Annotated in this window: 23 protein-coding genes and 1 riboswitch; of the genes, 5 read left to right on the top strand and 18 right to left on the bottom strand. The window is 69.4% G+C overall.

Features of this window, described 5'->3' with window-relative positions:
- Positions 1 to 62 precede the first annotated feature (62 nt).
- Positions 63 to 1,082, top strand: a complete 1,020-nt coding sequence (locus tag AC3ENX_RS03790) for a LacI family DNA-binding transcriptional regulator (RefSeq protein ID WP_434810532.1) — start codon at positions 63 to 65, stop codon at positions 1,080 to 1,082.
- Position 1,083: 1 nt separating this feature from the next.
- Here AC3ENX_RS03790 and AC3ENX_RS03785 read toward each other — a convergent pair whose 3' ends face one another.
- On the bottom strand, positions 1,084 to 2,052 hold the full coding sequence (locus AC3ENX_RS03785) for an acetylxylan esterase (protein ID WP_434810531.1): 969 nt from the start codon (positions 2,050 to 2,052) through the stop codon (positions 1,084 to 1,086).
- 54 nt (positions 2,053 to 2,106) lie between these two features.
- Positions 2,107 to 3,471 carry a L,D-transpeptidase family protein gene (locus AC3ENX_RS03780; RefSeq protein ID WP_434810530.1) on the bottom strand — a complete coding sequence of 455 codons (1,365 nt, stop codon included), beginning with the start codon at positions 3,469 to 3,471 and terminating at the stop codon, positions 2,107 to 2,109.
- Between the two features lie 274 nt (positions 3,472 to 3,745).
- Here AC3ENX_RS03780 and AC3ENX_RS03775 point away from each other — a divergent pair, with 274 nt between their 5' ends.
- A complete protein-coding gene (locus AC3ENX_RS03775) occupies positions 3,746 to 5,038 on the top strand; it encodes an extracellular solute-binding protein (RefSeq protein ID WP_434810529.1) in 1,293 nt (430 codons plus the stop codon).
- Between the two features lie 6 nt (positions 5,039 to 5,044).
- Here AC3ENX_RS03775 and AC3ENX_RS03770 read toward each other — a convergent pair whose 3' ends face one another.
- The 3 genes from AC3ENX_RS03770 to nagA are packed head-to-tail and all read right to left on the bottom strand — an operon-like array spanning position 5,045 to position 8,005.
- On the bottom strand, positions 5,045 to 6,412 hold the full coding sequence (locus AC3ENX_RS03770) for an FAD-binding oxidoreductase (RefSeq protein WP_434810528.1): 1,368 nt from the start codon (positions 6,410 to 6,412) through the stop codon (positions 5,045 to 5,047).
- A complete protein-coding gene (locus AC3ENX_RS03765; protein WP_434810527.1) occupies positions 6,409 to 6,822 on the bottom strand; it encodes a YrdB family protein in 414 nt (137 codons plus the stop codon). Before AC3ENX_RS03765 ends, AC3ENX_RS03770 begins: the two co-directional genes overlap by 4 nt.
- 46 nt (positions 6,823 to 6,868) lie before the next feature.
- Entirely contained in the window at positions 6,869 to 8,005 is a 1,137-nt protein-coding gene (gene nagA, locus AC3ENX_RS03760; protein WP_434810526.1) for an N-acetylglucosamine-6-phosphate deacetylase, read from the bottom strand.
- 117 nt (positions 8,006 to 8,122) lie between these two features.
- Positions 8,123 to 8,206, top strand: a riboswitch (ZMP/ZTP riboswitch).
- Between the two features lie 57 nt (positions 8,207 to 8,263).
- On the opposite strand from nagA, the gene glyA reads away from it, so the two are divergent.
- Positions 8,264 to 9,538, top strand: a complete 1,275-nt coding sequence (gene glyA, locus AC3ENX_RS03755; protein WP_434810525.1) for a serine hydroxymethyltransferase — start codon at positions 8,264 to 8,266, stop codon at positions 9,536 to 9,538.
- Positions 9,539 to 9,649: 111 nt separating this feature from the next.
- The gene (locus AC3ENX_RS03750) at positions 9,650 to 10,537 is read left to right on the top strand and encodes a bifunctional methylenetetrahydrofolate dehydrogenase/methenyltetrahydrofolate cyclohydrolase (RefSeq protein ID WP_434810524.1); all 888 of its coding nucleotides are present in this window, start codon (positions 9,650 to 9,652) and stop codon (positions 10,535 to 10,537) included.
- Between the two features lie 13 nt (positions 10,538 to 10,550).
- On the opposite strand, the gene AC3ENX_RS03745 is transcribed toward AC3ENX_RS03750, so the two are convergent.
- From AC3ENX_RS03745 to AC3ENX_RS03685, 13 genes are all read right to left on the bottom strand, one after another.
- Positions 10,551 to 11,222 carry an NAD(P)H-dependent oxidoreductase gene (locus AC3ENX_RS03745; RefSeq protein WP_434810523.1) on the bottom strand — a complete coding sequence of 224 codons (672 nt, stop codon included), beginning with the start codon at positions 11,220 to 11,222 and terminating at the stop codon, positions 10,551 to 10,553.
- Entirely contained in the window at positions 11,219 to 11,665 is a 447-nt protein-coding gene (locus tag AC3ENX_RS03740) for a MarR family winged helix-turn-helix transcriptional regulator (protein WP_434810522.1), read from the bottom strand. Before AC3ENX_RS03740 ends, AC3ENX_RS03745 begins: the two co-directional genes overlap by 4 nt.
- A 54-nt stretch (positions 11,666 to 11,719) precedes the next feature.
- Positions 11,720 to 12,454, bottom strand: a complete 735-nt coding sequence (locus AC3ENX_RS03735) for an amino acid ABC transporter ATP-binding protein (RefSeq protein ID WP_434810521.1) — start codon at positions 12,452 to 12,454, stop codon at positions 11,720 to 11,722.
- Positions 12,451 to 13,305 (bottom strand): amino acid ABC transporter permease, encoded by an 855-nt coding sequence (locus AC3ENX_RS03730; RefSeq protein ID WP_434810520.1) that lies wholly within the window; start codon positions 13,303 to 13,305, stop codon positions 12,451 to 12,453. Before AC3ENX_RS03730 ends, AC3ENX_RS03735 begins: the two co-directional genes overlap by 4 nt.
- Before the next feature lie 19 nt (positions 13,306 to 13,324).
- Complete coding sequence (locus AC3ENX_RS03725) at positions 13,325 to 14,191, bottom strand: ABC transporter substrate-binding protein (protein ID WP_434810519.1); 867 nt, start codon at positions 14,189 to 14,191, stop codon at positions 13,325 to 13,327.
- Between the two features lie 118 nt (positions 14,192 to 14,309).
- A complete protein-coding gene (locus AC3ENX_RS03720; protein WP_434810518.1) occupies positions 14,310 to 14,858 on the bottom strand; it encodes a hypothetical protein in 549 nt (182 codons plus the stop codon).
- A gap of 135 nt (positions 14,859 to 14,993) precedes the next feature.
- Positions 14,994 to 15,791, bottom strand: a complete 798-nt coding sequence (locus AC3ENX_RS03715) for a transglutaminase-like domain-containing protein (protein WP_434810517.1) — start codon at positions 15,789 to 15,791, stop codon at positions 14,994 to 14,996.
- A gap of 60 nt (positions 15,792 to 15,851) precedes the next feature.
- Positions 15,852 to 16,649, bottom strand: coding sequence for an HpcH/HpaI aldolase family protein (locus AC3ENX_RS03710; protein WP_434810516.1), 798 nt, complete (start codon positions 16,647 to 16,649; stop codon positions 15,852 to 15,854).
- Entirely contained in the window at positions 16,634 to 17,419 is a 786-nt protein-coding gene (locus AC3ENX_RS03705) for a fumarylacetoacetate hydrolase family protein (RefSeq protein ID WP_434810515.1), read from the bottom strand. Before AC3ENX_RS03705 ends, AC3ENX_RS03710 begins: the two co-directional genes overlap by 16 nt.
- A gap of 2 nt (positions 17,420 to 17,421) precedes the next feature.
- Positions 17,422 to 18,585, bottom strand: a complete 1,164-nt coding sequence (gene hpaD / locus AC3ENX_RS03700) for a 3,4-dihydroxyphenylacetate 2,3-dioxygenase (protein ID WP_434810514.1) — start codon at positions 18,583 to 18,585, stop codon at positions 17,422 to 17,424.
- A 29-nt stretch (positions 18,586 to 18,614) separates the two neighbouring features.
- A complete protein-coding gene (gene hpaE / locus AC3ENX_RS03695; protein ID WP_434810513.1) occupies positions 18,615 to 20,135 on the bottom strand; it encodes a 5-carboxymethyl-2-hydroxymuconate semialdehyde dehydrogenase in 1,521 nt (506 codons plus the stop codon).
- Positions 20,132 to 20,830 (bottom strand): GntR family transcriptional regulator, encoded by a 699-nt coding sequence (locus AC3ENX_RS03690; RefSeq protein ID WP_434810512.1) that lies wholly within the window; start codon positions 20,828 to 20,830, stop codon positions 20,132 to 20,134. The genes hpaE and AC3ENX_RS03690 overlap by 4 nt, the downstream gene beginning before the upstream one ends.
- Positions 20,827 to 22,335, bottom strand: a complete 1,509-nt coding sequence (locus AC3ENX_RS03685; protein ID WP_434810511.1) for a fumarylacetoacetate hydrolase family protein — start codon at positions 22,333 to 22,335, stop codon at positions 20,827 to 20,829. The genes AC3ENX_RS03690 and AC3ENX_RS03685 overlap by 4 nt, the downstream gene beginning before the upstream one ends.
- Positions 22,336 to 22,446: 111 nt before the next feature.
- Here AC3ENX_RS03685 and AC3ENX_RS03680 point away from each other — a divergent pair, with 111 nt between their 5' ends.
- The gene (locus AC3ENX_RS03680; protein ID WP_434810510.1) at positions 22,447 to 23,838 is read left to right on the top strand and encodes an MFS transporter; all 1,392 of its coding nucleotides are present in this window, start codon (positions 22,447 to 22,449) and stop codon (positions 23,836 to 23,838) included.
- The last annotated feature ends 9 nt before the right edge of the window (positions 23,839 to 23,847 follow it).

Below are 23,847 nucleotides of genomic sequence, written 5' to 3'. Positions count from 1 at the left end.
TGACGCGCGGCATCCGCACCCGATCGACCGCCGGTTCCGAGTGGCGGATATACGCTGAACGGGTGAGTTCACGCCGCGTCACCATCAGCGACATCGCCGCACGGGCGGGGGTCTCGATCGGCGCCGTGTCGTTCGCGCTCAACGGCCGCAAGGGCGTCTCGGAGCAGACGCGCAAGCGCGTGCTCCAGGTGGCCGACGAGCTGGGCTGGGCGCCGGCGAGCGCCGCGCGCTCGCTCGCGGGTGCGAGCAACGACACGTTCGGCATGGTGCTCTCTCGCGACCCCCACAACCTGGGCGTCGAGTCGTTCTACATGCAGTTTCTCGCGGGCCTCGAATCCGAGCTCTCGCGCCGTTCGTACGGTCTGCTGCTGCAGGTGGTGCCCTCTCGCGAGCGCGAACTGGCGACGATCGAGAAGTGGCGCCGGTCGCGCCAGGTCGACGGTGTCATGCTCGTCGATCTGACCCTCGACGACCCGCGCGTGGCGCTGGCGGGCGAACCCGGCGCCCTGCCGACCGTCGTGGTCGGCGACCCGAGTGTCGCCGACGGTCTCACGTGCGTGTGGACCGACGATGCGGCATCCATGCGAGAAGCCGTCGGTCACCTCGCCGGCCTCGGCCACCGGCGCATCGCGCACGTGTCGGGTCTGGCGCTGCTCGCGCACACGCACATCCGCAATGAGGCGTTCCTCGCCGAAATGACCGCGCGCGGGCTGCGGGCCGATGTGCTGCGCACCGACTACACGATGCCCGAAGGTGCACGCGTGACCCGCGAAGCCCTCGGCAGCGGCGACGATGCGCCCACCGCGTTCATCTACGACAACGACATCATGGCCGTCGCGGGACTGAACGTCGCGCTCGAGATGGGCAGGCGTGTGCCCGAAGACCTCTCGATCATCGCGTGGGACGACTCCGTGCTGTGCGACCACACGCTGCCGCGCCTGACGGCGCTCAGCCATGACGTCGTCGCCTTCGGCGCGCACGCCGCCCGCCGACTGTTCGACGTCATCGACGGCGCGGATGCCGGTGCATTCCTCGACTCCACCCCGTCGCTGCGGGTGCGGGGCTCGACCGCCCCGATCTGAGTCAGACGCGCGCGCCGAGGAACGCTGTCTGCGCGAGCCACTGGTAGGACTGGCCACCCTCGTGCTCGTTGTGGGCGTACACCTCGATCGCCTTGTCAGCGCCCCCGAACGCGTTGAAGGCCGCGTACACGGTCGACGGCGGACAGATCGGATCCATGAGGGCCACAGAGAACAGGCCGGCCGCTGTCGCGCGACGTGCGAGGTTCACGCCGTCGAAGTACGACAGCGTCTCGAAGACACGCTCCTCAGCGCCCCGGTGCACCGACAGGTAGCGCACGACCTCCTGGTACGGGTCGCGGTCGGTGAGTCCGACAGCGCGCTCGAAGTGGCACAGGAACGGCACATCCGGCATCGCGGCGATCAAACCCTCAGAGAGCCCCGCTGCGGCGATCGCGATGCCGCCGCCCTGGCTGCCGCCGGTCACAGCGACTCTGGAAGCGTCGACGGCATCCAGCGATCGCACCGCATCGACGGCCAGGGCGGCATCGGTGTACACCCGCCGGTAGTAGTAGTCGGCGGGATCGTCGATGCCCCGTGTCATGAACCCGGATGCTGATGCCCCCGTACCGTGCGGGTCGGGTGTCTCGCCGCCTGAGCCCCACATCGACCCTTGGCCGCGTGTGTCCATGAACAGGTGCGCATAGCCGGAGGACGACCAGCCGATGCGTTCGACGGGGAGGCCGCGGCCGCCGCCGTAACCGTTGTACTCGACGACCGCCGGTAGCGGACCGTCGACGCCGCGGGGGAGCGTGAGCCACGCCTTGACCGGGTCGCCCGCGAAACCTGAGAACGTCACATCGAAGACGTCGAGCGTCGTGAACGGTGCGTCGATGCGGGTGATCACCGGTGCGTCGGCGGCGGCGCGGGACGTTGCGAGCGTATCGGTCCAGAACGCGTCGAAATCGCCCGGTTCGCGAACCTGTGGTGCGTACGTTGTGAGTTCGGCGGGGGACAGGTCGAAGCGCGGCATGCACCGAGCCTAGTCGCCGCGTCCACTGGGACTAAAGCGTTCTAGAACGGTGAGTCAGTCGTGGATCCACACGTCGGTGCCTTCGGGGGCCCAACCGTAGATCTGCTCGGCGCGCCACTCTGGCATGCCGACGCATCCCGCGCTCATCCGATTGCCCCAATTGCTGTGCCAGTACACGCCGTGGAAGGCCTGATCGCCGTTGAAGTACATCGCCCAGCGCACATCCTCCTGGATGTACTTCTTGCCGGAGTCCGCCGCCGTACCGGTCATGTCCTGGATCGGGGTCTTCCAGCCGATGTTGTAGCGCCCGTACACGGTGTCGGCACCGTATCGCCCGGTGGAGACGAGCCAGCTGTCGATGACCGCCCCGTTCTCCTTGAGGTACAGACGCTGCTCGCTGATGTCGACCTCGAGCAGTCGGGCGACCTCGGTCGTGGTGTGCGGGCTCACCTCCACCGGCAGTGCGTATGCGGCGTCGCCGCCGCCGGTGAGCTGCGTCGCAAACGCGGCGGCAACGCCGGCGGTCGCGCCGAGGACACGGCCGTCCTGCCCCTCGAGGTTGGTGCGCAGTACGGTGCCCGCGGCGTTGACGATGACGTTCGCGTTCTTCGGGTCCTGGTTGACCTTCTCGGGCAGCGTGTCGACGACCTTCTGGATCTCCGCCTCGTCGGCGGCGATCGTGAAATCGCCCTCGTCGTCGGTGTCGATCGTGAACCAGGTCGCGGCGCGCTCGGCCGAGATCGGCACCGTGCGCTCGTCGTCGACGTAAAAGCCGATGGTCTTGAGCAGACTGTTCAGGTGGTCGGCGGTCGCCTGCGCCTTCTCGGTCGTCGTGGGGGAGGCGACGGGCGCCAGCGTGACCTCGATGGTCGTCGCGGACTCGCCGGCTGCGAACGCATCCTGCAGTGCAGCCGCAACAGCGTCGACGTCGATGCCCGCACCGTCGACGGCCTCGGTGACGCCGTAGGTCTTGCCCTCGAATGCGACGGTCGCGGGCGTCGGCGCCGTGTAGGTGTCGGGCGCGGCCGTGCGAAGGGCGGCCGTGGCGACTTCGGGATCGACTGTGACCTCAACGGCCGACGACTCACCGAACCACGACGTCAGGTTCCACATAGGGTTCTCATCGAACGCGGCCGCAGCGAGGGCTTCCGCGTCGACGGTCGCGCCCAGTTCCGCACCGGTGACGGTGGGGCCGCCTTCGCCGAGGGTGATTTCGGTCTGCGCGAGACGGTTCTCGATGGCCTCCGTCGCGGCGCCGGGCGTCAAGAAGCCGATCGGCACGCCTGCGACGGCGGTGCCGGGTGCGATGAGCACGAGTGAGGCCGCGACGGCACCGGCGACGAGGACGGCCGCGGGGATGCCGATGCCCAGCGCGAGGCGCTTCTTCGAGGCGGGGCGCGGCTCGGTGGGAGCCCACATGACCTTCGAAGGTTCAGATGCAGACGACTCGGCTGCATTCCCTGACTGCTTCGCGACCACATCGGTCACTGACACCACCCCCACCCGGTCTCTGTGCTCCATCCATGGTAGAGGAGCGCAACCGTGCGAATGCCGAGAAATGGACTCGATCCGGCTACGATCCTGCCGCCTGCATGTAACAGTCTTACAAACACCCCTCGTGAAGTGGGGCGAATGGTTGCGTCGGCCGGATGGGTGCGTCCCCTGGGGAACCAAGAAGAACAAAGGATCCACCATGAACAAGAAGCTGGGAGCGTTCGCGCTGCTCGGCGCATCGGCTGTCGTGTTCGCGGGTTGTTCGACCGGGGGCAACGCTGCCCCGGAAAAGACCGACGCGGCAACCGGTGAGCTCACGGTCTGGCTGGTCGGATCCGACACCCCCGACACCGCCCGTGACTACCTCAAGGAGACCTTCGAAGCCGCGAACGAGGGCTGGGCCCTCACGATCGAAGAGAAGACCTGGGACGACACCGACAACACCTACACGGCAGCCCTTTCGTCCAACGACGCACCCGACGTCGTCGAGTTCCGCAACACGCAGGCCATCGGCTTCGCAGACGCCGGTCTGCTGCTCGACCTCACCGACATCAAGGAAGAACTCGGTGGCGACGACCTGCTGAGTGGCCTGGTCGACGCCGGCACCCTCGACGGGTCCTTCTACGCGGCGCCATACTACGCAAGCGGCCGTGTCATCTTCTACACTCCGCAGGTCGTCGGCGACACCCTGCCGACGACCCTCGAGGAGTACGTCGCGAAGGGCAAGGAGCTCAAGTCCGACACCGTCTCGGGCATCTTCGCCCCGGGCAAGGACTGGTACAACGCGCTTCCCTACGTGTGGGCAGGCGGCGGCGAGATCGCCGTGCAGGACGGCGAGACCTGGGATGCGCAGCTCTCCAGCGCCGAGTCCGTCAAGGGCCTCGAGATGCTGCAGGACGTGTACGAGAACGCCTCCGTCGCGCCCGTCGACGGCAACGAGCGCCTCGGCAACATCGCGTTCTGCGCCGGCGAGGTCGGTTTCCTCTCCAGCCCCGCATGGGCCGAGGGCAACCTGACCGGTGCATGGCCGTGGGGCGACGAGGCCGCCGGCGAAGAGGTCTCGAAGGGCTGCCCCGACACCTACGCCAAGGACCTGAACGCCTTCGCACTGCCCGGCGCGAGCGCCGGCGAGACGGCTCCGATCTTGGCGGGCGGCTCGACCATCGCCATCCCCTTCAAGAGCGACTCGCAGGGCAAGGCCAAGGCAGCGATGAAGATCATGCTCTCCGAGGGGTACCAGAAGCTGATGGCCGCGCAGGGTCTGGTCCCCGCGACCGTCTCGGCCGCCGAGTTCCTGCCCGACACCCCGTCGGCTCAGGCGCAGGCGGCGGCACTGGCCAACTCGAAGGGCACCCCGGCCAGCCCCAACTGGGGTGAGGTCGAGAAGGCCCAGCTGATCCCGGACGCGCTCGTGAAGATCGCGCAGGGCGGCGACGTCACCGAGATCGCGACCGAGTTGGACGCCGCGATCGAGGCCATCCTCAACGGCTGATCCCGTTCAGTGTGTGAAGACCTTGCCGGGATTGAGGATGCCGGTCGGGTCGAACACCCGCGTGATCTCGCGCTGCAGGCGCCACTGGTCATCGCCGAGTTCGTCAGCGAGCCAGCGGCGCTTCAGCACGCCGATGCCGTGTTCGCCCGTGAGGGTGCCGCCGAGGCGCAGCGCGGACCGGAACAGGTCATCGGCTGCGTGCCACACCTCTTCGGGCACGTCGGGGCCGTCGAAGACGAAGTTCGGGTGCAGGTTGCCGTCGCCGGCGTGACAGACCGTGGGGATCGGCAGGCCGTGCTCGCGTTCGACGCGCGCGATCTCGTCGAACATCGCCGGCAGCATGCTGCGCGGCACCGAGACGTCTTCGATGAGCGTCGTGCCGAGCGTCTCCATCGCCGGGTGCATGGAGCGTCGGATCGCGAGCAGCCGCTCGCCCTCGGCTTGGTCGGCGGCCAGTCGCACGAGCCCGCCCGCCGCGGCGAGGGTCGCGGCGATCGACTCAGCCTCGGCATCCGCTGCGGGACCGTCGGTCTGCACGGTCAGTTGGGCTTCGCCCGGCGTCGGCGCGGGGAGTTCGAGCAATGCGTGGACGGCGGCGAGGGATGCGGCATCCATCAGCTCCATGATCGCCGGCTGCACGCCCGACGCGGTGACGGCGGCGGAGGCGACGGCTGCTGCGCGCACGTCTGGGAACGTGGCCGTGAGCGTGCGCGCATGGCCCGGCACGCGTCGGCGCAGCTTGAGGGTGGCGCCGACGATGACGCCGAGGGTGCCTTCGGATCCGATCATGAGCGACGTCAGATCGAGCCCCGTGACTCCCTTGACGCTGCGGTGCCCGAACCGCACCAGCGTGCCGTCGGCGAGCACGACGTCGACGCCGAGGACCGCATCGCGCACGACGCCGTACTTCGCGCACAGCAGACCGCCCGCGCCGGTGGCGATGTTGCCGCCCACCGTCGAGATCGCGCGGCTGGCGGGATCGGGTGCCCACCACAGCCCGTCTGCCGCCAGGACGTTGTTGAGGTCGGCGTTGATGATGCCGGGTTCGACGACGGCGAGCAGATCATCGGGCCGCACCTCGAGGATGCGGTCCATGCCGCGCACCGACAGTGCGATCTCGCCCGCCCCGGCGTTGGCGCCGCCGGCGAGGCCCGTACCGGCGCCGCGCGTGACGACAGGTGTGCCGGTGCGGTGGGCGATGCGCATCGTGTGCTGCACGTCGTCGATGGAGCGCGCGTGCACGACCGCCAGCGGAGCGCCCGCCGCCGCATGGCCCGACTTGTCGGCGCGCGCGGCGTCGAGGGTCGCCGGCGTGGTGTCGACGCGGTCGCTCAGCGCCTCGCGCAGGAGGGTGAGGATCGCGTCGTCGCTCATGCGGTGAGGCGGCGTCGACCGGCGATGAGGCCGACCGTGACGGCGACGACGGCGAACGCGATGCCGATCCATGCCTGACCGGCCGACCACCACACGATCGTGGCGGCGGCGTAGACGAGCAGTTCGACGAGGGCCCGCACGAAGGGGTGCACGGGAATGACCGCGCGCGGCGAGACGAACAGCGCCCAGACGAGGATCGCGACGATGGGCGCGCCGATGCCGACGACGATGTTCCACGGGAACGGCCACGCCGTGAAGCCCCAGACGGCGAACGTGAAGAACGCGAACAGTTCGCACAGGAAGGCGAGCAGGTCGACCGCGGTCAGCGCAGGCCGGGTTCCGGCCGGCTGCGCGTCTGCGGGGAGCGGTTCGGCAGGTTTCGCGGGGGAGACGTGGGGCAGATCTGCCATGTCTTCCAGTCTACGGCTCACTCCGCAGGCAGCAGACGGACCGCCGTCAGACGCGCGCGCCGTCCACCCACACGGTACGCACGGCGAGGCGTCCGTCGAGCAGCACGGCATCGGCCGCGCGGCCCACGGCGAGCGAACCGAACCGGTCCTCGACACCGATCGCGCGCGAGGGTACCGCGGTCACGGCGGCGACGGCATCGGGCAGTGGCACGCCGATCTCGACGATGCGACGCAATGCGGCATCCTGCGTGAGCGTCGACCCGGCGATCGCACCGCTGTCGGCGAGCCGGGCCGTGCCATCGGCGACCGTGACGGCGAGCCCGCCGAGCGTATACGCCCCGTCTGCCGCGCCGGCGGCGGCCATCGCATCGGTGACCAGTGCGATGCGGCCGGGCGCGCCCGCGAAGGCGAGCGTCATGACATCGGGGTGCACGTGCACGCCGTCGGCGATGAGTTCGAGGGTCACGCGGGCATCCGACATCGCCGCGACGACCGGTCCCGGCGCCCGGTGATGGATGCCGGGCATCGCGTTGAACGCATGGGTCAGCAGCGTCGCGCCGGCGTCGAACGCGGCACGGGCTTGCGCTGCCGTCGCTGCGGTGTGACCGACCGCGACGGCGGTGCCCGCCGCGACCAATCGGCCGATGGCATCCATCGCGCCGTCGCGTTCGGGTGCGAGCGTGACCTGCCGGATCGTGCCGCGGCCGGCGTCGAGCAGGCGCGAGATCGCATCGGCGTCCGGCGCCCGCAGCAGCGCTTCGGTGTGCGCACCCCTGAAGGCCGGCTCGAGGAACGGGCCCTCCAGGTGGCTGCCGAGAATCGTGTGGTCGCGTTCGGCGAGGTCGGCGATCAGCGCAACGCGTTCGCTGAGGTGCTCGATCGAGGCCGTCACGAGCGAGATCACCGAACGGGTCGTGCCGTGGGTGCGATGCAGGTCGCGAGCGACGGCGATCGCGTCCGCGCCATCGTCGAACGCCGCGCCCCCGCCTCCGTGCGTGTGGATGTCGATGAACCCCGGCGTCAGCACGAGACCGGCGCCGTCGACCACGGCATCCGCGCGGTTCGTGCGCCATCCGTCACCCATGCCGCGAGCCGCGACGACACCGCCGTCGAACGCGATCCACGCGTCGTCGTGCTCGGCGCCGTCGTCGACGAGGCGGACGGAATGGATGAGTGTCGTCATTCGGTCGCCCAGTCCACCACGGGCAGCGCGGTGAACGCAATGCCGCTCCGCCGCCACAGCGGGCCGGGTGTGGCGGGCTCGATCGACCGGTGAGAGCGGCGGTCGATCCGGTATGCTCGAACCCGTCGCGACTGGCGTTGAGGTGGGCCACCACCGGGGAGCGACCGACACGGCATTCGACCGCACGCCTGGGTCGGGTTCGAGACGCCGCCGCGCGCGACGGCACCTGCATCCTCAAACCCGTCGTCAGGAGAGAACGTGACCGATCCCCACTTCAACGCCCCGCTGTCCGAGGTCGACCCCGAGATCGCCGAGGTGCTCGAGCGCGAGCTGAACCGCCAGCGCACCTTCCTCGAGATGATCGCGTCCGAGAACTTCGTACCCGTCTCGGTGCTGCAGTCGCAGGGCTCGGTGCTCACCAACAAGTACGCCGAGGGCTACCCCGGCCGTCGCTACTACGGCGGCTGCGAAGAGGTCGACGTCGCCGAAGAGCTCGCGATCGCCCGCGCCAAGGACCTGTTCGGCGCCGAGTTCGCCAACGTCCAGCCCCACTCCGGCGCCTCGGCCAATGCTGCCGTGCTGCACGCGATCGCCCGCCCCGGCGACACGCTGCTCGGTCTCTCGCTCGACCACGGCGGCCACCTCACCCACGGCATGAAGATCAACTTCTCGGGCCGTCTCTACAACATCGTCGCGTACGGCGTGAACCCCGAGACGAGCGTCATCGACATGGACGAGGTGCGCAGCCTCGCCATCGAGCACAAGCCGAAGGTCATCATCGCCGGCTGGTCGGCCTACCCCCGCCAGCTCGACTTCGCCGCGTTCCGTGCCATCGCCGACGAGGTCGGTGCGTTGCTGTGGGTCGACATGGCACACTTCGCCGGGCTCGTCGCCGCGGGCCTGCACCCCTCGCCCGTGCCGCACGCCCACGTCGTGAGCTCGACCGTGCACAAGACGATCGGCGGCCCGCGCTCGGGCTTCATCCTCACCAACGATGCCGACATCGCGAAGGGGATCAACACGGCCGTCTTCCCGGGTCAGCAGGGCGGCCCGCTCATGCACGTGATCGCCGCGAAGGCGACCGCCTTCAAGCTCGCCGGCACGCCGGAGTTCAAGGAGCGTCAGGAGCGCGTCGTGCGCGGTGCGGCGATTCTCGCTGAGCGCCTCGCACAGCCCGACGTCGCCGGCGCCGGCATCGCGGTGCGCTCCGGCGGCACCGACGTGCACCTCGTGCTCGTCGACCTGCGCGACGCCGAGATCGACGGCAAGCAGGCCGAAGACCTGCTGCACGAGATCCACATCACCGTCAACCGCAACGCCGTGCCCAATGACCCGCGCCCGCCGATGGTCACCTCGGGCCTGCGCATCGGCACGCCCGCGCTCGCGACCCGCGGGTTCGGCGACGCCGAATTCACCGAGGTCGCCGACGTCATCGCGCTCGCGCTGCAGCCCGGTGCTGACCTTGACGCACTGCGTGCCCGCGTCGACGCCCTGGCATCCGCCTTCCCGCTGTACCCCGACCTGCAGCAGTAACCCGCGACTGGACCGCGAGAGAACATCAGGCCGCCGAGGCGACGGGTTTCACCCGATCTCTCGGCGCGCAGGTGTTCTCTCGCGGGATTCGGCTCAGAGAGAAGGAACGACATGACGGCTCAGAAGCTCGACGGCGTCGCGACCGCGGCGGCCATCAAGGACGAACTGCGGGTTCGCGTGGCCGCGCTCGCCGAGCGGGGGATCGTTCCCGGGCTCGGCACGCTGCTGGTCGGCGACGACCCGGCATCCCGCTCGTACGTCACGGGCAAGCACCGCGACTGCGCCGAGGTCGGTGTCGCGTCGATCTCGGTCGAGCTGCCCGCGACTGCGACGCAGGACGAGATCGCGGATGCCGTGCGCGGCATGAACGCCGACCCCGCCGTGACCGGGTTCATCGTGCAGCTGCCGCTGCCGAAGGGCGTCGACGAGAACGCGATCCTCGAACTCGTCGACCCCGCGAAGGATGCCGACGGCCTGCACCCGACGAACCTCGGCCGCCTCGTGCTGGGCGTCGACCCGCGCACCGCAGTCGCGGCGCCCCTGCCGTGCACGCCCGCGGGCATCATCGAGCTGCTGACGCGCCACGGGGTCGAGATCGCCGGCAAGCACGTGACCGTGATCGGGCGCGGCATCACAGTGGGCCGCCCGCTCGGGCTGCTGCTGACCCGCAAGGGTACCGATGCCACGGTCACCCTGACCCACTCCCGAACGCCCGATCTCGCCGCCGAGGTGTCGCGCGCGGACATCGTCGTCGCAGCCGTCGGCCAGCCGCACCTCGTGCAGGCCGAGTGGATCAAGCCCGGTGCCGCCGTGCTCGACGTCGGTGTGACCCGCGTCGGCACGACCGAGTCGGGCAAGGCGAAGCTCGCCGGCGACGTCGACCCCGCCGTCGCAGAGGTCGCCGGGTGGCTGTCGCCGAACCCCGGCGGCGTCGGTCCGATGACCCGCGCCCTGCTGGTCGCGAACGTCGTCGAGACTGCCGAGCGTCTCGCCGGCTGAGCGCCGGGCCCGCTCAGCGTGCGCCGACGGCGGCGGTGTCGGGGGTTGAGGTGGATGCCGGCGGTGCAGTGCGCGCCGGCCGGGCCCCGTCGCGGGCGCCGAGGCGCGCGAGCTGGTCGATCCAGTCGCGCCGGCGGCGCTCGTCGCCGAGGCGGATCGGGCTCAGCCGCGTGATGCCGAGGGTGCGGACGCCGCAGTATCGGAAGGTCGCGCGAGTGAGTGCGGCTTCGGCTGCGCCGCGGTAGACGAGGCGGTTCCACCAGCGCGGCGAGTCCATCGTCATGACCATGCGTCCGGTGCGGCCGGTGAGCAGCCGCTCGGAGATGGCACTGCCCTCGCGGTAGCGGAATGCCGCTCCCGAGAGGAACACACGGTCGATGAACGCCTTCAGTGCGGCGGGCGCGGTTCCCCACCACTGCGGATGGAAGACCGCGATGTGTTCGGCCCACCGCACGTCATCGAGGTAACGGGCGACATCGGGGTCGAGCGCCCGGTCGGCTTCGCTGCGCGGTGCACGCAGCTGATCGCGACTGCGCGGGTGGTCGGGGATCGGGTCCGTTGCCAGGTCGATCACCCGCACGTCGGCACCGGCGCCGGTCGCGGCGGTCGCGTAGGCGTGGGCGAGCGCGTGGTTGTAGGTGTCGGGCAGCGGTGTGCCGATGATGACGAGGATGCGAGTGTTCATGTGCGTTGGCCCTTTTCGATCACGATGTCGGTGAGTGCCGACAGCTGGTTGTTGAGTGTCGTCGGCGAGACCGCGCCGGGCGCGGCGGTCACGCGCGGGTCGGCGAGCATCGCTGCGAAGTGCGCCTCGAGCTCGCCGCCCGCGTCGCGGACGAGCGCGATCGTCTGCTCGGACGGCGCGAGGATGATCTGCCGGCCCTGACCTGGGGATGCTGAGATCCAGCCGTCGCTGATCAGGTGGGGGAGGCGCTTGCTGACGGCCGCCTTCGTGATGCGCAGGCAGCGAGCGAGACCCGTGATGTCGATCGGCGCCTTCTCGACGAGCACGGCGAGCGTCTCGAAGAGATTGAACGAGATGCCGTGGTGGCGCTGCAGGTAGTCGTCGGCGTAGAGGTCGAGCTCGGCGACGAGTTCGTGGAGCGTGACGGTGATGCGGTCGGCCATGCCATGAGTAAACCAGTTGACTCGCCGTGAGTCAACAGGTTGACTTGCGCAGTGTCAGCCGGTGAAGCGGGAGAGGAAGGCGCGGGTGCGAGCCTCGCGCGGTGCGCCGAAGACCTCGGCAGGCGTGCCCTGCTCGACGATGACGCCCTGATCGAGGAACACCACACGGTCGGCGACGTCACGTGCGAAGGCCATTTCGTGCGTGGCCATCAGGATCGTGCGGCCGTCGTCGGCGAGCTGACGGACGAGTTCGAGCACCTCGCCGACGAGTTCGGGGTCGAGCGCCGAGGTGATCTCGTCGAGCAGCAGCACTTCGGGGTCGGTCGCGAGCGCCCGCACGATCGCGGCGCGCTGCTGCTGCCCGCCGGAGAGGCGATCGGGGTGGGCCTTGGCGAAGTCGGCGAGTCCGATGCGGTCGAGCAGCTCGAGCGCGCGGGCCTCGGCATCCTGCTTCGACCGCTTGTGCACGACCCGCGACGCGAGGGTGACGTTGGCGAGCACCGACAGGTGCGGAAAGAGGTTGTAGCTCTGGAACACGGCCCCGAACCGTGCCCGCACCCGGTTCGCGTCGATTCGCGGGTCGGAGATGTCCTCGTCGCCGAGCCAGATCTGTCCGTCGTCGATTGGCTCCAGCAGCCCGAGACAACGCAGCAGCGTCGATTTGCCCGACCCGCTTGCGCCGATGAGCGCGACGACCTCGTGCGCGTCGAGCGCGACATCCACCCCGCGCAGCACGGCGTTGTCGCCGAACGACTTCCACAGCCCCTCGGCCCGCAGCACGGCACTCACACGATCGCCCCCGTCTGCTCGCGTGCCCGAAGTCGCGCCGTGTACCAGTCGGTGAGGCGGATCGTCGGGATCGCCAGCAGCACGAACAGCACCGCCGCCACGACGTACGGCGTGAAGTTGTAGGTGAGCGACGTGACCGACCGGGCACCCGCGATCGCGTCGATCGCGCCCAGGATCGAGATGAGTCCGACATCCTTCTGCATCGAGATGAAGTCGTTCATGAGCGGCGGGGTCATCTTGCGCAGCGCCTGCGGCAGGATGACGCGCCGCAGCGTCTGCACGTAGCCGAGTCCGAGCGCGCGGGCGGCGAGCCATTGCGACGGGTGCACCGCCTCGATGCCGGCGCGGATCACCTCGGCCACGTACGACGAGTAGGTGAGGGTGACGGCGATGACGCCCAGCAGCACTTCGGGGATGCGGGTGTTCGTCACCGTCGGCAGCCCGAAGCCGACCAGGTACAGCACGATGATGAACGGGATGCCGCGGAACAGGTCGGTGTACCCGGCGGCGAGCACCCGCAGCGGAAAGAACACCGGCCCGCGCAGTGTGCGCAGCAGCGCGACGGCGAGCGCCACGGCGGCGACCGTGAACACCGAGATGCCGAGCACCTGCAGGTTGATGAGGAACCCGTCCCACACCTTCGGCAGCGCCTGCAGTGCGACGTCGAGGTCGAAGAAGGTCTGCTGGACCTTCGCCCACCCCTCGGTGTTGATCACCGTCACCCACACGATCGCCGCGAAGGCGAGGGTGGATGCCACGGCGATGAGCACCGAGCGGCGTTCGCGCCCACGTCGGAAGCGCCTGCGGTCGAGCTCGAGCGCGCTGGGTTCGCGCGCGATGTCGGTGGTCACCCCTGGAACGCTAGCGCGGTCACTCGAGCAGGGTCACGCCCTGGCCCGATCCGAGCCATTCCTCGGTGATGGCATCGAGCGTGCCGTCCTCGCGCAACTCGTCGACGGCGGCGGTGACGGCGTCGGTGAGGGGGGAGTCCTTGGCCAGCAGCAGACCCCACTCGTCGGGGACGCCGGCGGCGGGCAGTTCGCCCACGATGAACGAGTCCTCGATGTAGACGCCCGTCGCATAGTAGGCGGTGGGGAGGTCGAGCACGATCGCGTCGATCTGGTTCGCCTGGAGGGCTGCGACGGCATCCTCGTTGCTCGCGTACAGCTTGGGGGTCACGTTCGGCGCGATCGCCTCGGCGAGCGTCGTGGCACTGGTCGAGCCGGTCATGGCGCCCAGCGTCAGATCCTTCAGTTCGGCGATCGAGTCGGCGCCGTCGGCGGCGCTGCCCTTGATCGCGACGACCGCCTGGCTCGACGCGTAGTACGGCGACGAGAAGTCGACGGCCTGCTCCCGCTCTTCGGTGATCGTGTACTGCTGGATGTTGAAGTCGAACGACTTCGGCCCAGGCGCGATCGCGGATTCGAAGCTCGTGCGCACCCACTCGACGTCGTCGGCGGCGAAGCCGAGCTTGTCGGCGACGGCGTAGGCGACGGCGGCTTCGAAGCCCTCTCCCGAGCTCGGGTCGTCGTCGATCACGTACGGGTAGTACGCGGTCTCACCCGTGGCGATCGTGAGCTTGCCCTCGGTGACGAGGCCTTCGAGTGCGGGCGCCGCGGCCTCACCGGGCGTCGGCGTGGTGTCCTCGGCGGGCGTCGAGGTGGCGCAGCCGGCGAGCAGCAGGGCGGTGGTCGCCGCCGCGGCGACAAGGGCGGTACGCAGGACGATGCGCGACATGTGGGCCTCCGGAATCCTGGCGCGGACCGGTGCGGTGCGACGCGCCGCATCCATCCTCTCGCGTCCTGACGTCACTGGGGCGCCGCGAGCGACGCTTTGTTACACCCTCGTCATGCGCTCAGCCGCCGAGCTCGTCGAGCATGCGGCGCTGTTCGGCGGTGAGGCCGTCGTTGAGCTCGGCGCGCCCCTCCCGCGCTGCGGCGGAGGGGGCGGTCGCAGCCGGCGTGCTCTTGCGTCCGCGGATGCCGGCTTCGGCGCGGTCGTACAGCGAACCCGCCTCGGTCTCGACGCGGCCGACGACCTTGGCGTAGACGAGCCAGCCGATCGAGATGATCACCGGTGGCAGGATGTACGCCCAGAACCAGCTGCCGCCCGCGTTCACCGGGGTGAGCCAAAGCGTGAGCAGCCACACTGCGAAGGCGACCGCGAGGGCGACGACGAGCTGGACGAGCCATTCTCCGACCTTCGTACGGCGACGGTCGGTGCGCGCGAACGCCGTGAACATGCGCTTGATGAGCGGCGTCACGAACAGCTCGATGAGCGTCAGCACGAGTGCGGCGACGACGGCGGCCCACCCGACGCGCGCCGGCGTGAGCAGCCCGATCAGCAGCAGCACGACGACGTTGAACACGTACAGCGACACGAACCGGACGATCCACGACTTCATGCCACAACTGTGCCACGTCGCGCCGCCCTGCGGCAGGGCCCGAGCGGGGTCAGCCGAGGACGACGAAGAAGCCGAGCGCGGCGGATGCCGCCGACAGCACCGTCAGCACTTGCGTGGCCGCACTGAGTCGACGTGTCAGCTGATGGTGACGAGTTCGTCCAGATCATCGGTGGGCAGCTCGTCGGCGACGGCGGTGACCTCCATGTCGATCAACTCGCACCGGCCGGAGATGACGTTCAGGAACGCGGTGTCTGCGGCATCCCGACCGGTCGCGATGCGCACCAGGCTCTGCCGGGGCGCAAGGGCAGTGGCATCGACGACGCACCAGCGGCCGTCGACCCAGGCCTCCGCGACGGCGTGGAAATCCATGGGATCCAGTCCGGGTGCGTAGACGGAGACCAGCCGCGCCGGCACGCCGCAGGCGCGCAGCAGCGCGACGCACAGGTGCGCGTAGTCCCGGCAGACGCCCTTACGCGCCAGCAGGGTCTCCACCGCACCGTCGGTGGGCAGCGACGAGCCGGGCACATACGTCAAGCGGGTGCCGACCCAGGACGATACGGCGAGCAGCAGTTCGCGTGCGGGCTCGAGGTCGCCGAACGCCGAGAAGGCCGTCGCGGCGAGTCGGTCGGACTCGGCGTAGCGGCTGGGACGGGTGGCGACCAGCAGATCGGTCGGAGTGGTGATCTGCGGCGAGCCCGGGCTCGAAACGGAAGCGTCGTAGACGACCTCGAGTGTTCCGGCCGTGGGCTGAACGCGGTGCAGCCGGCCGCCGTGTGCATCGGGCAGCTCCCGCACTGCGACCGGCTGCCCGTCGACGGTCGCGGTGATCCGCTCCGAGCCGGGGTCGTAGGCATCCGCCACGGCGATGGCGAACACGAGATCGGCGGGCTCGCTGATCGACAGGGTGATGCGGCTGTGCACGTCGCGCTTCATGTCCCTAGGTTCGCACGGCGTCCGAGCATCATTCGCGGGGTTGTTCGTGCGGCGGGCTCGTCAGTACGATGCGCGGGTGCTGTTGTCGGATGCGGGGATCCAGCGGGCGGCGAGCGCCTCTGAGGCGCGGGCCAGCATCGCGACGTCGGCGCCGACCAGCAGGAAGGATGCGCCGGCCTCGACGTACGCGTCGGCGGCTGCAGGATCGAAGGCGTTGACCCCGGCGGGCGTGCCGGCGGCGCGGATGCCGTCGAACGCGCGGCGCACGGCGGCCACGACATCAGGATGCGTCTGCTGTCCGATCAGCCCCATGGACGCTGCGAGGTCGCTCGGGCCGACGAAGACGCCGTCGACACCGTCGACCGCCGCGATGGCTTCGGCGTTGTCGACGCCCTGGGCGGTTTCGACCTGCACGAAGACCGACACGTAGGCGTCCGTGTTCGTGAGGTAGTCGTCGACGCGGTTCCACCGGGCCGAGCGGGCCAGCGCCGAGCCGACACCGCGCACGCCGCGCGGCGGGTACCGCACTGCCCGTATGACGGCTTCTGCCTCTTCGGCGGTGGAGATCATCGGCACGAGGATGTTCTGCGCGCCGAGGTCGAGCACCTGCTTGATCGTCGCGACGTCGCCGACCGGCACCCGCACGACGGGTGTGGTGTCGTACGCCGCGATCGCCTGCAGCTGCGCGAGCACCGTCTGCAGGTCGAGGGGGGAGTGCTCCATGTCGATGAGCATCCAGTCCATGCCGGCGCCGGCGAGGATCTCGGCCGCCAGCGGTGACCCGGAGCACGTCCACAGCCCTGCCAGGGGGCGGTCGGCGGCGGAGAGACGATCGCGGAAGGTCAGACGAAGCGGCATGTGATGGTTCCCATCGGTCCGTAGTCGCAGTGGACGGTGTCGCCGCGCTGCACCCACATGGGTCGCGTGAACGAGCCGGCGAGGATGATCTCGCCCGCCTCGAGTCTTGCACCGTGCTGGTGGAACTTGTTCGCCAGCCACGCCACGCCGGTGGCGGGATTGCCGAGTACGCCGGCCGCCACGCCGGTCTCCTCGATCTCCCCGTTGCGGCTGAGCACGCCCGGCACCCACGGCAGGTCGACCTCGTCGACGCGCTTGCGGGTGGCGCCGAGCACCATGCCCCCGTAGGCCGCGTTGTCGCTGATCGTGTCGACGATCGTGCGACCCTCCATCTCGATGTGGGAGTTGAGGATCTCCAGCGCCGGCACCACGTAGTCGGTCGCGGCCAGGGCGTCCGCCAACGTGCAGTCGGGGCCCTCGAGCGGTGTCTTCAGCACGAAGGCGAGTTCGACCTCGATGCGCACATTCGAGAACAGGTCGACGGGGATCTCCGCCCCGTCCTGCCAGACGGTGTCGTCGAACATGACGCCGTAGTCGGGTTCGGCGATGCCGGTCGCCTGCTGCATCGCCTTCGAGGTGAGCCCGATTTTACGGCCGACGAGGGTGCGGCCGGACTCGATCATGCGGTCGCGCCACACCCCCTGGATCGCATACGAGTCCTCGACGGTCGCCTCGGGGTAGCGCGCCGTGATGCGCGGGATGATCCCGTGCGTGCGGTCGGCCTCGGCGAGTTCCGCCGCGATCGTGTCGATGGTTTGCGGGTCGAGCATGATCAGAGCTGGTTGCCGAGCTTGTACTCGCCCTGCTTCCACTCCGGCATCGCCTCCGTGTCGTCGGGGCGGGTGTAGCTGAAGCCGTCGGCGCCGATCGTGACCGCCATCTCCGACGAGTCGGTGCGGGCGATGACCGGCTGCGGGTTGCCGTCGAGGTCGAGCACGAGGCTGCCGTCGGTGTACCAGCTGGGCACGACGGGGTTGCCCCACCAGTCGCGGCGCTGGTTGTCGTGCACGTCCCACGTGACGACGGGGTTGTCGGGGTCGCCGGTGTAGTAGTCCTGCGTGTACACCTCGACGCGGTGCCCGTCGGGGTCGCGCAGGTACAGGTAGAACGCGTTGGAGACGCCGTGGCGGCCCGGCCCGCGCTCGATCGCGTCGGAGCGGCGCAGGGCGCCGAGCTTGTCGCAGATCGCGAGGATGTTGTGCTTCTCGTGCGTCGCGAAGCACACGTGGTGCATGCGCGGGCCGTCGCCGCCGGTCATGGCGGTGTCGTGCACGGTGGGCTTGCGCCGCATCCATGCCGCGTAGACAGTGCCTTCTTCGTCCTGGATGTCTTCGGTGACGCGGAAGCCGAGGTCCTGCATGTACTTGACGGCGCGCGGCACATCGGGGGTGATCTGGTTGAAGTGATCCAGCCGCACCAGCTCGCCGGGGATGTGCACGTCGTAGCGCCACGACATCCGCTCCACGTGCTCGGTCTGGTGGAAGAACTCGTACGGAAAGCCGAGCGGGTCCTCGACGCGCACCGAGTCGCCGATGCCCTTCGTGAATCCCTCGGGGCGGCGTTCGACGCGGCATCCGAGTTCGGTGAAGAACGCGACCGCAGTGTCGAGGTCTTCGGGCGTGCGCACGCGGTACGAAAACGCTGCGACGGCCGCGACCGGCCCCTTGCGCAGCACGAGGTTGTGGTGGATGAACTCCTCGGTGGACCGCAGGTAGATCGCCTCGTCGTCCTCCGACGTCACATACAGCCCGAGGATGTCGACGTAGAACTGACGGGATGCCGCCAGATCGGTGACGATCAGCTCCATGTAGGCGCACCGCAGGATGTCGGGGGCCGGGCTCGTCGGGGTGGGGAAGGCGTTCGCCGCCTCGATGGGGGCCTCCTGGCTCACGTAGAACCCGGAGGAAGTGAGGGTCATGCCGTCGCGGTGTGTCATGTCAGCGTCCTTGCTCGTCGTCTCGCGGGTCAGTTCTTGCCGAAGGTGGGGTTGTGGACCTTGCCGAGCGTGATGTGCACGGCCTGCTGGTCGGTGTAGAAGTCGATCGAGCGGTAGCCGCCCTCGTGGCCGAGGCCGGACGCCTTCACGCCGCCGAACGGGGTGCGGAGGTCCCGCACGTTGTTCGAGTTGAGCCAGACCATGCCGGCATCGATCGACTGCGCGAAGTTGTGGGCGCGCTTGAGGTCGTTGGTCCACACGTAGGCGGCGAGGCCGTAGTTCGTGTTGTTGGCGAGGGCCAGTGCCTCCTCGTCGGTGTCGAACGGGGTGATCGCGACGACCGGACCGAAGATCTCCTCCTGGAAGATGCGGGCATCCGGCGACACGTCGGCGAACACGGTGGGTGCGACGAAGTTGCCGAACGCGAAGCCCTCGGGCTGGCCGCCGCCGGCGACGAGGCGGCCCTCGCCCTTGCCGATCTCGACGTAGCTCATGACCTTCGCGAAGTGCTCGGGGTGCACGAGCGCGCCGACTTCGGTGTCGGGGTCGTGCGGGTAGCCGACCTTCACCCGCTGGGCCTGCGCGGCATAGCGCTCCACGAACTCGTCGTAGATGTCGCGCTGCACGAGGATGCGGCTGCCGGCGGTGCAGCGTTCGCCGTTGAGCGAGAAGACACCGAAGATGGTCGCGTCGATCGCGGCATCCAGGTCGGCGTCGGCGAAGACGATCGCCGGGCTCTTGCCGCCGAGTTCCATCGACAGGCCCTTGAGGTACGGCGCGGCGTTGCCGAAGATGATCTGCCCGGTGCGGCTCTCGCCGGTGAACGAGATCAGCGGCACATCGGGGTGCTTCACGAGCGCGTCGCCGGCGTCTTCACCGAGGCCGTTCACGAGGTTGAACACGCCCTGGGGCAGGCCCGCCTCTTCGAAGATGCCGGCCCACAGCGACGCGGACAGCGGCGTGAACTCGGCGGGCTTGAGCACGACGGTGTTGCCGGTCGCGAGCGCCGGGCCGAGCTTCCAGGACTCGAGCATGAAGGGCGTGTTCCAGGGCGTGATGAGTCCTGCGACGCCGATCGGCTTGCGGTTGACGTAGTTGATCTGACGGCCGGGCACCTTGAAGGTGTCGTCGGCCTGCGCGACGATCAGGTCGGCGAAGAACCGGAAGTTCTCGGCCGCGCGGCGGGCCTGGCCGAGGGCCTGCGTGATCGGCAGACCGGAGTCGAACGACTCGAGCTCGGCCAGCCGTGCGTCGCGGGACTCGACGATGTCTGCGATCCGGTGCAGCACGCGCGAGCGCTCGCGCGGCAGCATCCGCGGCCACGGGCCCTCGTCGAACGCGCGCTTGGCGGCGGCGACGGCCCGCTCGATGTCGGCCTTCTTGCCGGCGGCGGCGGTGACGTACACCTCGTTGGTGACCGGCTCGAGCACGTCGAACGTGTCGCCATCGAGCGAGTCGACGAACGCGCCATCGATGTAGTGCTGGATGCGCTCGGGCAGGTCGGCCGGCACGTGACGCTGATCGAGTGCCGGGGCGGTGGTGTCGGTCATGATGCCTCCGAGTCGGTGTCGGTGTCGGTGTCGTGGGTGTCGGGGTGCCGCGCGGCAAGGAACGCGTCCAGCGTGCGCATGCGGTGGGTACGGGTGAGCAGCTCGATCTCGACCGGGTCCGCGCCGTCGCGGATGAGGTCGAGGATCTGATCGTGCTCCTCCACCGAGTGCTGCGGGCGCCCGGGGATCAGGGAGAACGACGTATCGCGCAGGCCGGCCAGCCGCGACCACGCACGGTCGACGAGGTCGAGGATGTGCGGATTCGGGCACGGCGCGAACAGGATGCTGTGGAACTGCTGGTTCAGCTGGGTGTACGCGTGCGCGTCGAAATGGTCGAGCAGTCGGTGCATCCGCTCGTTGACCTTCGTGGCGCGCGCCAGGTCGTCTGCGGTGACGTGCGGCGCGGCGAGGCCGGTCGCGTACCCCTCGAGCAGGCCGAGGGTCTGCATCGTGTAGATGTACTGGTCTTCGTCGACGACGGATACCCGGGCGCCCACGTTCTTCTCGAACGTGACGAGATGCTCGGCTTCGAGGCGGCGGATGGCTTCGCGCACCGGCACGACGCTCATCTGCAGTTCGTCGGCGATCGAACCCAGCACGAGGCGGTAGCCGGGGCTGAACTCGTGGCGTGCGATACGCTCGCGGATCCAGTCGTACGCGACCTGCGACTTGCTGCCGATCAGGGTGTCGCTCATGCGCCGGCTCCCGTCTCCTGCTCGTAGCGTGCGCGCCAGTCGGCGTTCATCGGGAACAGGCCGTCCACCGGGTGGCCTTCCGCGACGCGTGCCGCGATCCACGCGTCCTCGTCCTCCTGGGCGAGCGCCGCGTCGACCACTTCTTCGACGAGGGTGGGCGGGATGACGATGACGCCGTCTGCGTCACCGACGATCACGTCGCCGGGCTGCACGGTCGTTCCGCCGCACGCGATCGTGATGTCGTGGTCCCACGGCACGTGCTTGCGGCCGAGGACTGCGGGGTGGGCGCCCGACGTGTACACGGGGATGCCGACGGCCGTGACGGCATCGGCGTCTCGCACGCCGCCGTCGGTCACGATGCCGGCCGCGCCGTTCGCGTGTGCGCGGATCGCGAGGATGTCGCCGAGGGTGCCCGAGCCGGACTCGCCGCGCGCCTCGATGACGATGACTTCGCCATCGCCGACGGCGTCGAAGGCGCGCTTCTGCGCGTTGTAGCCGCCGCCGTGGGAGCGGAACAGGTCTTCGCGGTTGGGGACGAACCGGAGGGTCTTGGCGGTGCCGATGAGCTTGGCATCCGGATGCAGCGGTCGGACGCCGTCGATCGTGACGTTGTCGATGCCGCGCTTGCGCAGCTGGGCCGACAGTCCCGCGACAGGCACGCGCTCCAGCTTCTCGCGCAGCGCGGGGGAGAGGCTCCCGGTCGTTGAGCGAGCGGAGCGAGACGAAACGTCATCGACGGGAGGCGCCGACCCCCAGGCCTCGGCGCGCTGCGTGTCGTCGACGGTGGGGAGGGATCCGATGGACGCGTCGAACGCGGCATCCGCGCCCTCGACGACGGTGGTGACCAGGCGTCCGCTGGTGGCGCCGGTGGCGGGGTCGTCGACTTCGACGGTCACGACATCGCCGGGCACGATGACCGAGGAGCCGGCCGGTGTTCCGGTCAGGATGATGTCGCCGCGCTCGAGGGTGAAGTGCTGGGAGAGGTCGGCGACGAACTGTGCGAGCGGGAAGATGAGCCCGGCCGCGGTGTCGTCCTGCACGAGCTCCTCGCCGACCCACGTGCGCACGCGCAGCCCTGCCGGGTCGACGGTGCGGGCATCGATCAGCTGTGGGCCGATCGGGGTGAAGCCGTCACCGCCCTTGGAGCGGACGTTCGAGCCTTTGTCGTTCGCGCGCAGGTCGTAGAGCCCGAGGTCGTTGGCTGCGGTCACCCACCCGACGTGATCCCACGCCTGTGCGAGCGGGATGCGGCGGCCGGCGGTGCCGATCACCAGTGCGATCTCGCCCTCGAAGGCGAGCAGTTCGGTGCCGGCCGGGCGCTCGACGGTGCCGCCGGAGGCAGCGACCGAGCTCGATGCTTTGAAGAAGTAGGAAGGCGCAGCGGGGCGACGGCCGCGCTGGTCGGCGCGCGATTCGTAGCTGAGGTGGACGGCGACGATTTTTCCGGGCCGGCAGGGGAGCGCGGCGAAACGCGGGTCCGTCGTGGTGTCGTTCTCGGTGGTCATGAGCTCCCTCGCTCTTGCGGTGTATTCGAAATCGTATATGATCGTGTCTCAACGGGCAAGACCGAATCGCCTTCCCGGACAACGACGTCATCTCGACACAGGAGTCGCCCCATGAGCGCACAATCCCCATCCGCCATCCCCGACGGGTTCACGCCCACCGGCACGATCGCATCACCCACCGACCGCCGCCGCGTCGTGTTCGCGACCGTCGTCGGCACCACCGTCGAGTGGTACGACTTCTTCATCTACGCGTTCGCCGCGGGCCTGGTGTTCGGCCAGCTGTTCTTCGCCCCCGCGGGTGACGGGTTCGCGCAGATTCTCTCGTTCTTCACGGTCGGCATCAGCTTCCTGTTCCGTCCGCTCGGTGCGTTCCTGGCGGGCCACTTCGGCGACAAGTACGGCCGCCGGGTCGTGCTCATGCTCACCCTCGTCCTCATGGGGGTGGCGACCACGCTCGTGGGCCTGCTCCCCACCTACGCGATGATCGGCTTGGCCGCCCCCATCCTGCTCATCCTGCTGCGCATCATGCAGGGCATCTCGGCCGGCGGAGAGTGGGGCGGCGCGGTCCTCATGGCCGTCGAGCACGCCCCGAAAAACAAGCGCAGCCTCTACGGCGCGTCGCCGCAGATCGGCGTGCCGCTGGGTCTGCTGCTGGCCTCGGGTGTCATGGCGCTGGTGAACCTGCCCGGTGAGGCCTGGTTCCTCGAGTGGGGCTGGCGCATCCCGTTCCTGCTGTCGGTCGTGCTGATTCTGGTCGGGTACTACGTCCGTCGCCGCGTCGAGGAGAGCCCGGTGTTCGCCGAACTCGCCGAGCGGCGCGAGCAGACCCGGATGCCGATCGTCGAGTTGTTCCGCAAGCACGCCCTGCTGGTGCTGATCGCCGCGCTCGTGTTCGCCGGTAACAACGCCGTGGGATACATGACCACCGGCGGGTTCGTGCAGCGCTACGCGACCGACCCGGCCGGGCCCGTCGGGCTGCCCAACGCCGAGGTGCTCGGTGCGGTCACCGTCTCGGGTGTCTCGTGGCTGGTCTTCACCTGGATCGCGGGGTGGACCGGTGACAAGATCGGACGCCGCAACACCTACCTCATCGGCTGGGTGCTGCAGCTGGTCGGCGTCTTCCTCCTGTTCCCGCTGGTGAACACCGGCGACATCGGGATGCTGACCCTCGGACTCGTGATCCTCACCGCCGGGCTCGGCTTCACCTACGGGCCACAGGCGGCCCTGTACACCGAGCTGTTCCCCGCATCGATCCGGTTCTCGGGCGTCTCGATCTCCTACGCGATCGGCGCGATCCTCGGCGGTGCCTTCGCCCCCACCATCGCGCAGGCGCTCGTGCAGCAGACCGGATCGACCGACGCCGTCACCTGGTACCTCGCGGGCATGACCGCGCTGGGACTGATCGCGACACTCCTCCTGAAGGACCGCAGCGGCATCCCGCTGGGCCCCGACCACGAGGCCGAGCAGGCGAAGAGCCCCATCTACGGGCTCGCGAAGGCTTGATTCGGGAAG

Source organism: Microbacterium sp. bgisy189, assembly GCF_057707225.1.
The sequence above is the reverse complement of the archived record's forward strand: the minus strand, read 5'-3'. Positions and strand labels throughout refer to the sequence as shown.

Coding starts and splice junctions, on each gene's coding strand:
- AC3ENX_RS03715 (WP_434810517.1), bottom strand. CDS start 15,791: ATGAAGCGCGACGTGCACAGCCGCATCACCCTGTCGATCAGCGAGCCC.
- AC3ENX_RS03680 (WP_434810510.1), top strand. CDS start 22,447: ATGAGCGCACAATCCCCATCCGCCATCCCCGACGGGTTCACGCCCACC.
- hpaE (WP_434810513.1), bottom strand. CDS start 20,135: ATGACCGACACCACCGCCCCGGCACTCGATCAGCGTCACGTGCCGGCC.
- AC3ENX_RS03775 (WP_434810529.1), top strand. CDS start 3,746: ATGAACAAGAAGCTGGGAGCGTTCGCGCTGCTCGGCGCATCGGCTGTC.
- nagA (WP_434810526.1), bottom strand. CDS start 8,005: ATGACGACACTCATCCATTCCGTCCGCCTCGTCGACGACGGCGCCGAG.
- AC3ENX_RS03690 (WP_434810512.1), bottom strand. CDS start 20,830: ATGAGCGACACCCTGATCGGCAGCAAGTCGCAGGTCGCGTACGACTGG.
- hpaD (WP_434810514.1), bottom strand. CDS start 18,585: ATGACACACCGCGACGGCATGACCCTCACTTCCTCCGGGTTCTACGTG.
- AC3ENX_RS03710 (WP_434810516.1), bottom strand. CDS start 16,649: ATGCCGCTTCGTCTGACCTTCCGCGATCGTCTCTCCGCCGCCGACCGC.
- AC3ENX_RS03765 (WP_434810527.1), bottom strand. CDS start 6,822: ATGGCAGATCTGCCCCACGTCTCCCCCGCGAAACCTGCCGAACCGCTC.
- AC3ENX_RS03770 (WP_434810528.1), bottom strand. CDS start 6,412: ATGAGCGACGACGCGATCCTCACCCTCCTGCGCGAGGCGCTGAGCGAC.
- AC3ENX_RS03725 (WP_434810519.1), bottom strand. CDS start 14,191: ATGTCGCGCATCGTCCTGCGTACCGCCCTTGTCGCCGCGGCGGCGACC.
- AC3ENX_RS03740 (WP_434810522.1), bottom strand. CDS start 11,665: ATGGCCGACCGCATCACCGTCACGCTCCACGAACTCGTCGCCGAGCTC.
- AC3ENX_RS03750 (WP_434810524.1), top strand. CDS start 9,650: ATGACGGCTCAGAAGCTCGACGGCGTCGCGACCGCGGCGGCCATCAAG.
- AC3ENX_RS03685 (WP_434810511.1), bottom strand. CDS start 22,335: ATGACCACCGAGAACGACACCACGACGGACCCGCGTTTCGCCGCGCTC.
- AC3ENX_RS03720 (WP_434810518.1), bottom strand. CDS start 14,858: ATGAAGTCGTGGATCGTCCGGTTCGTGTCGCTGTACGTGTTCAACGTC.
- AC3ENX_RS03780 (WP_434810530.1), bottom strand. CDS start 3,471: ATGTGGGCTCCCACCGAGCCGCGCCCCGCCTCGAAGAAGCGCCTCGCG.
- AC3ENX_RS03705 (WP_434810515.1), bottom strand. CDS start 17,419: ATGCTCGACCCGCAAACCATCGACACGATCGCGGCGGAACTCGCCGAG.
- AC3ENX_RS03745 (WP_434810523.1), bottom strand. CDS start 11,222: ATGAACACTCGCATCCTCGTCATCATCGGCACACCGCTGCCCGACACC.
- AC3ENX_RS03785 (WP_434810531.1), bottom strand. CDS start 2,052: ATGCCGCGCTTCGACCTGTCCCCCGCCGAACTCACAACGTACGCACCA.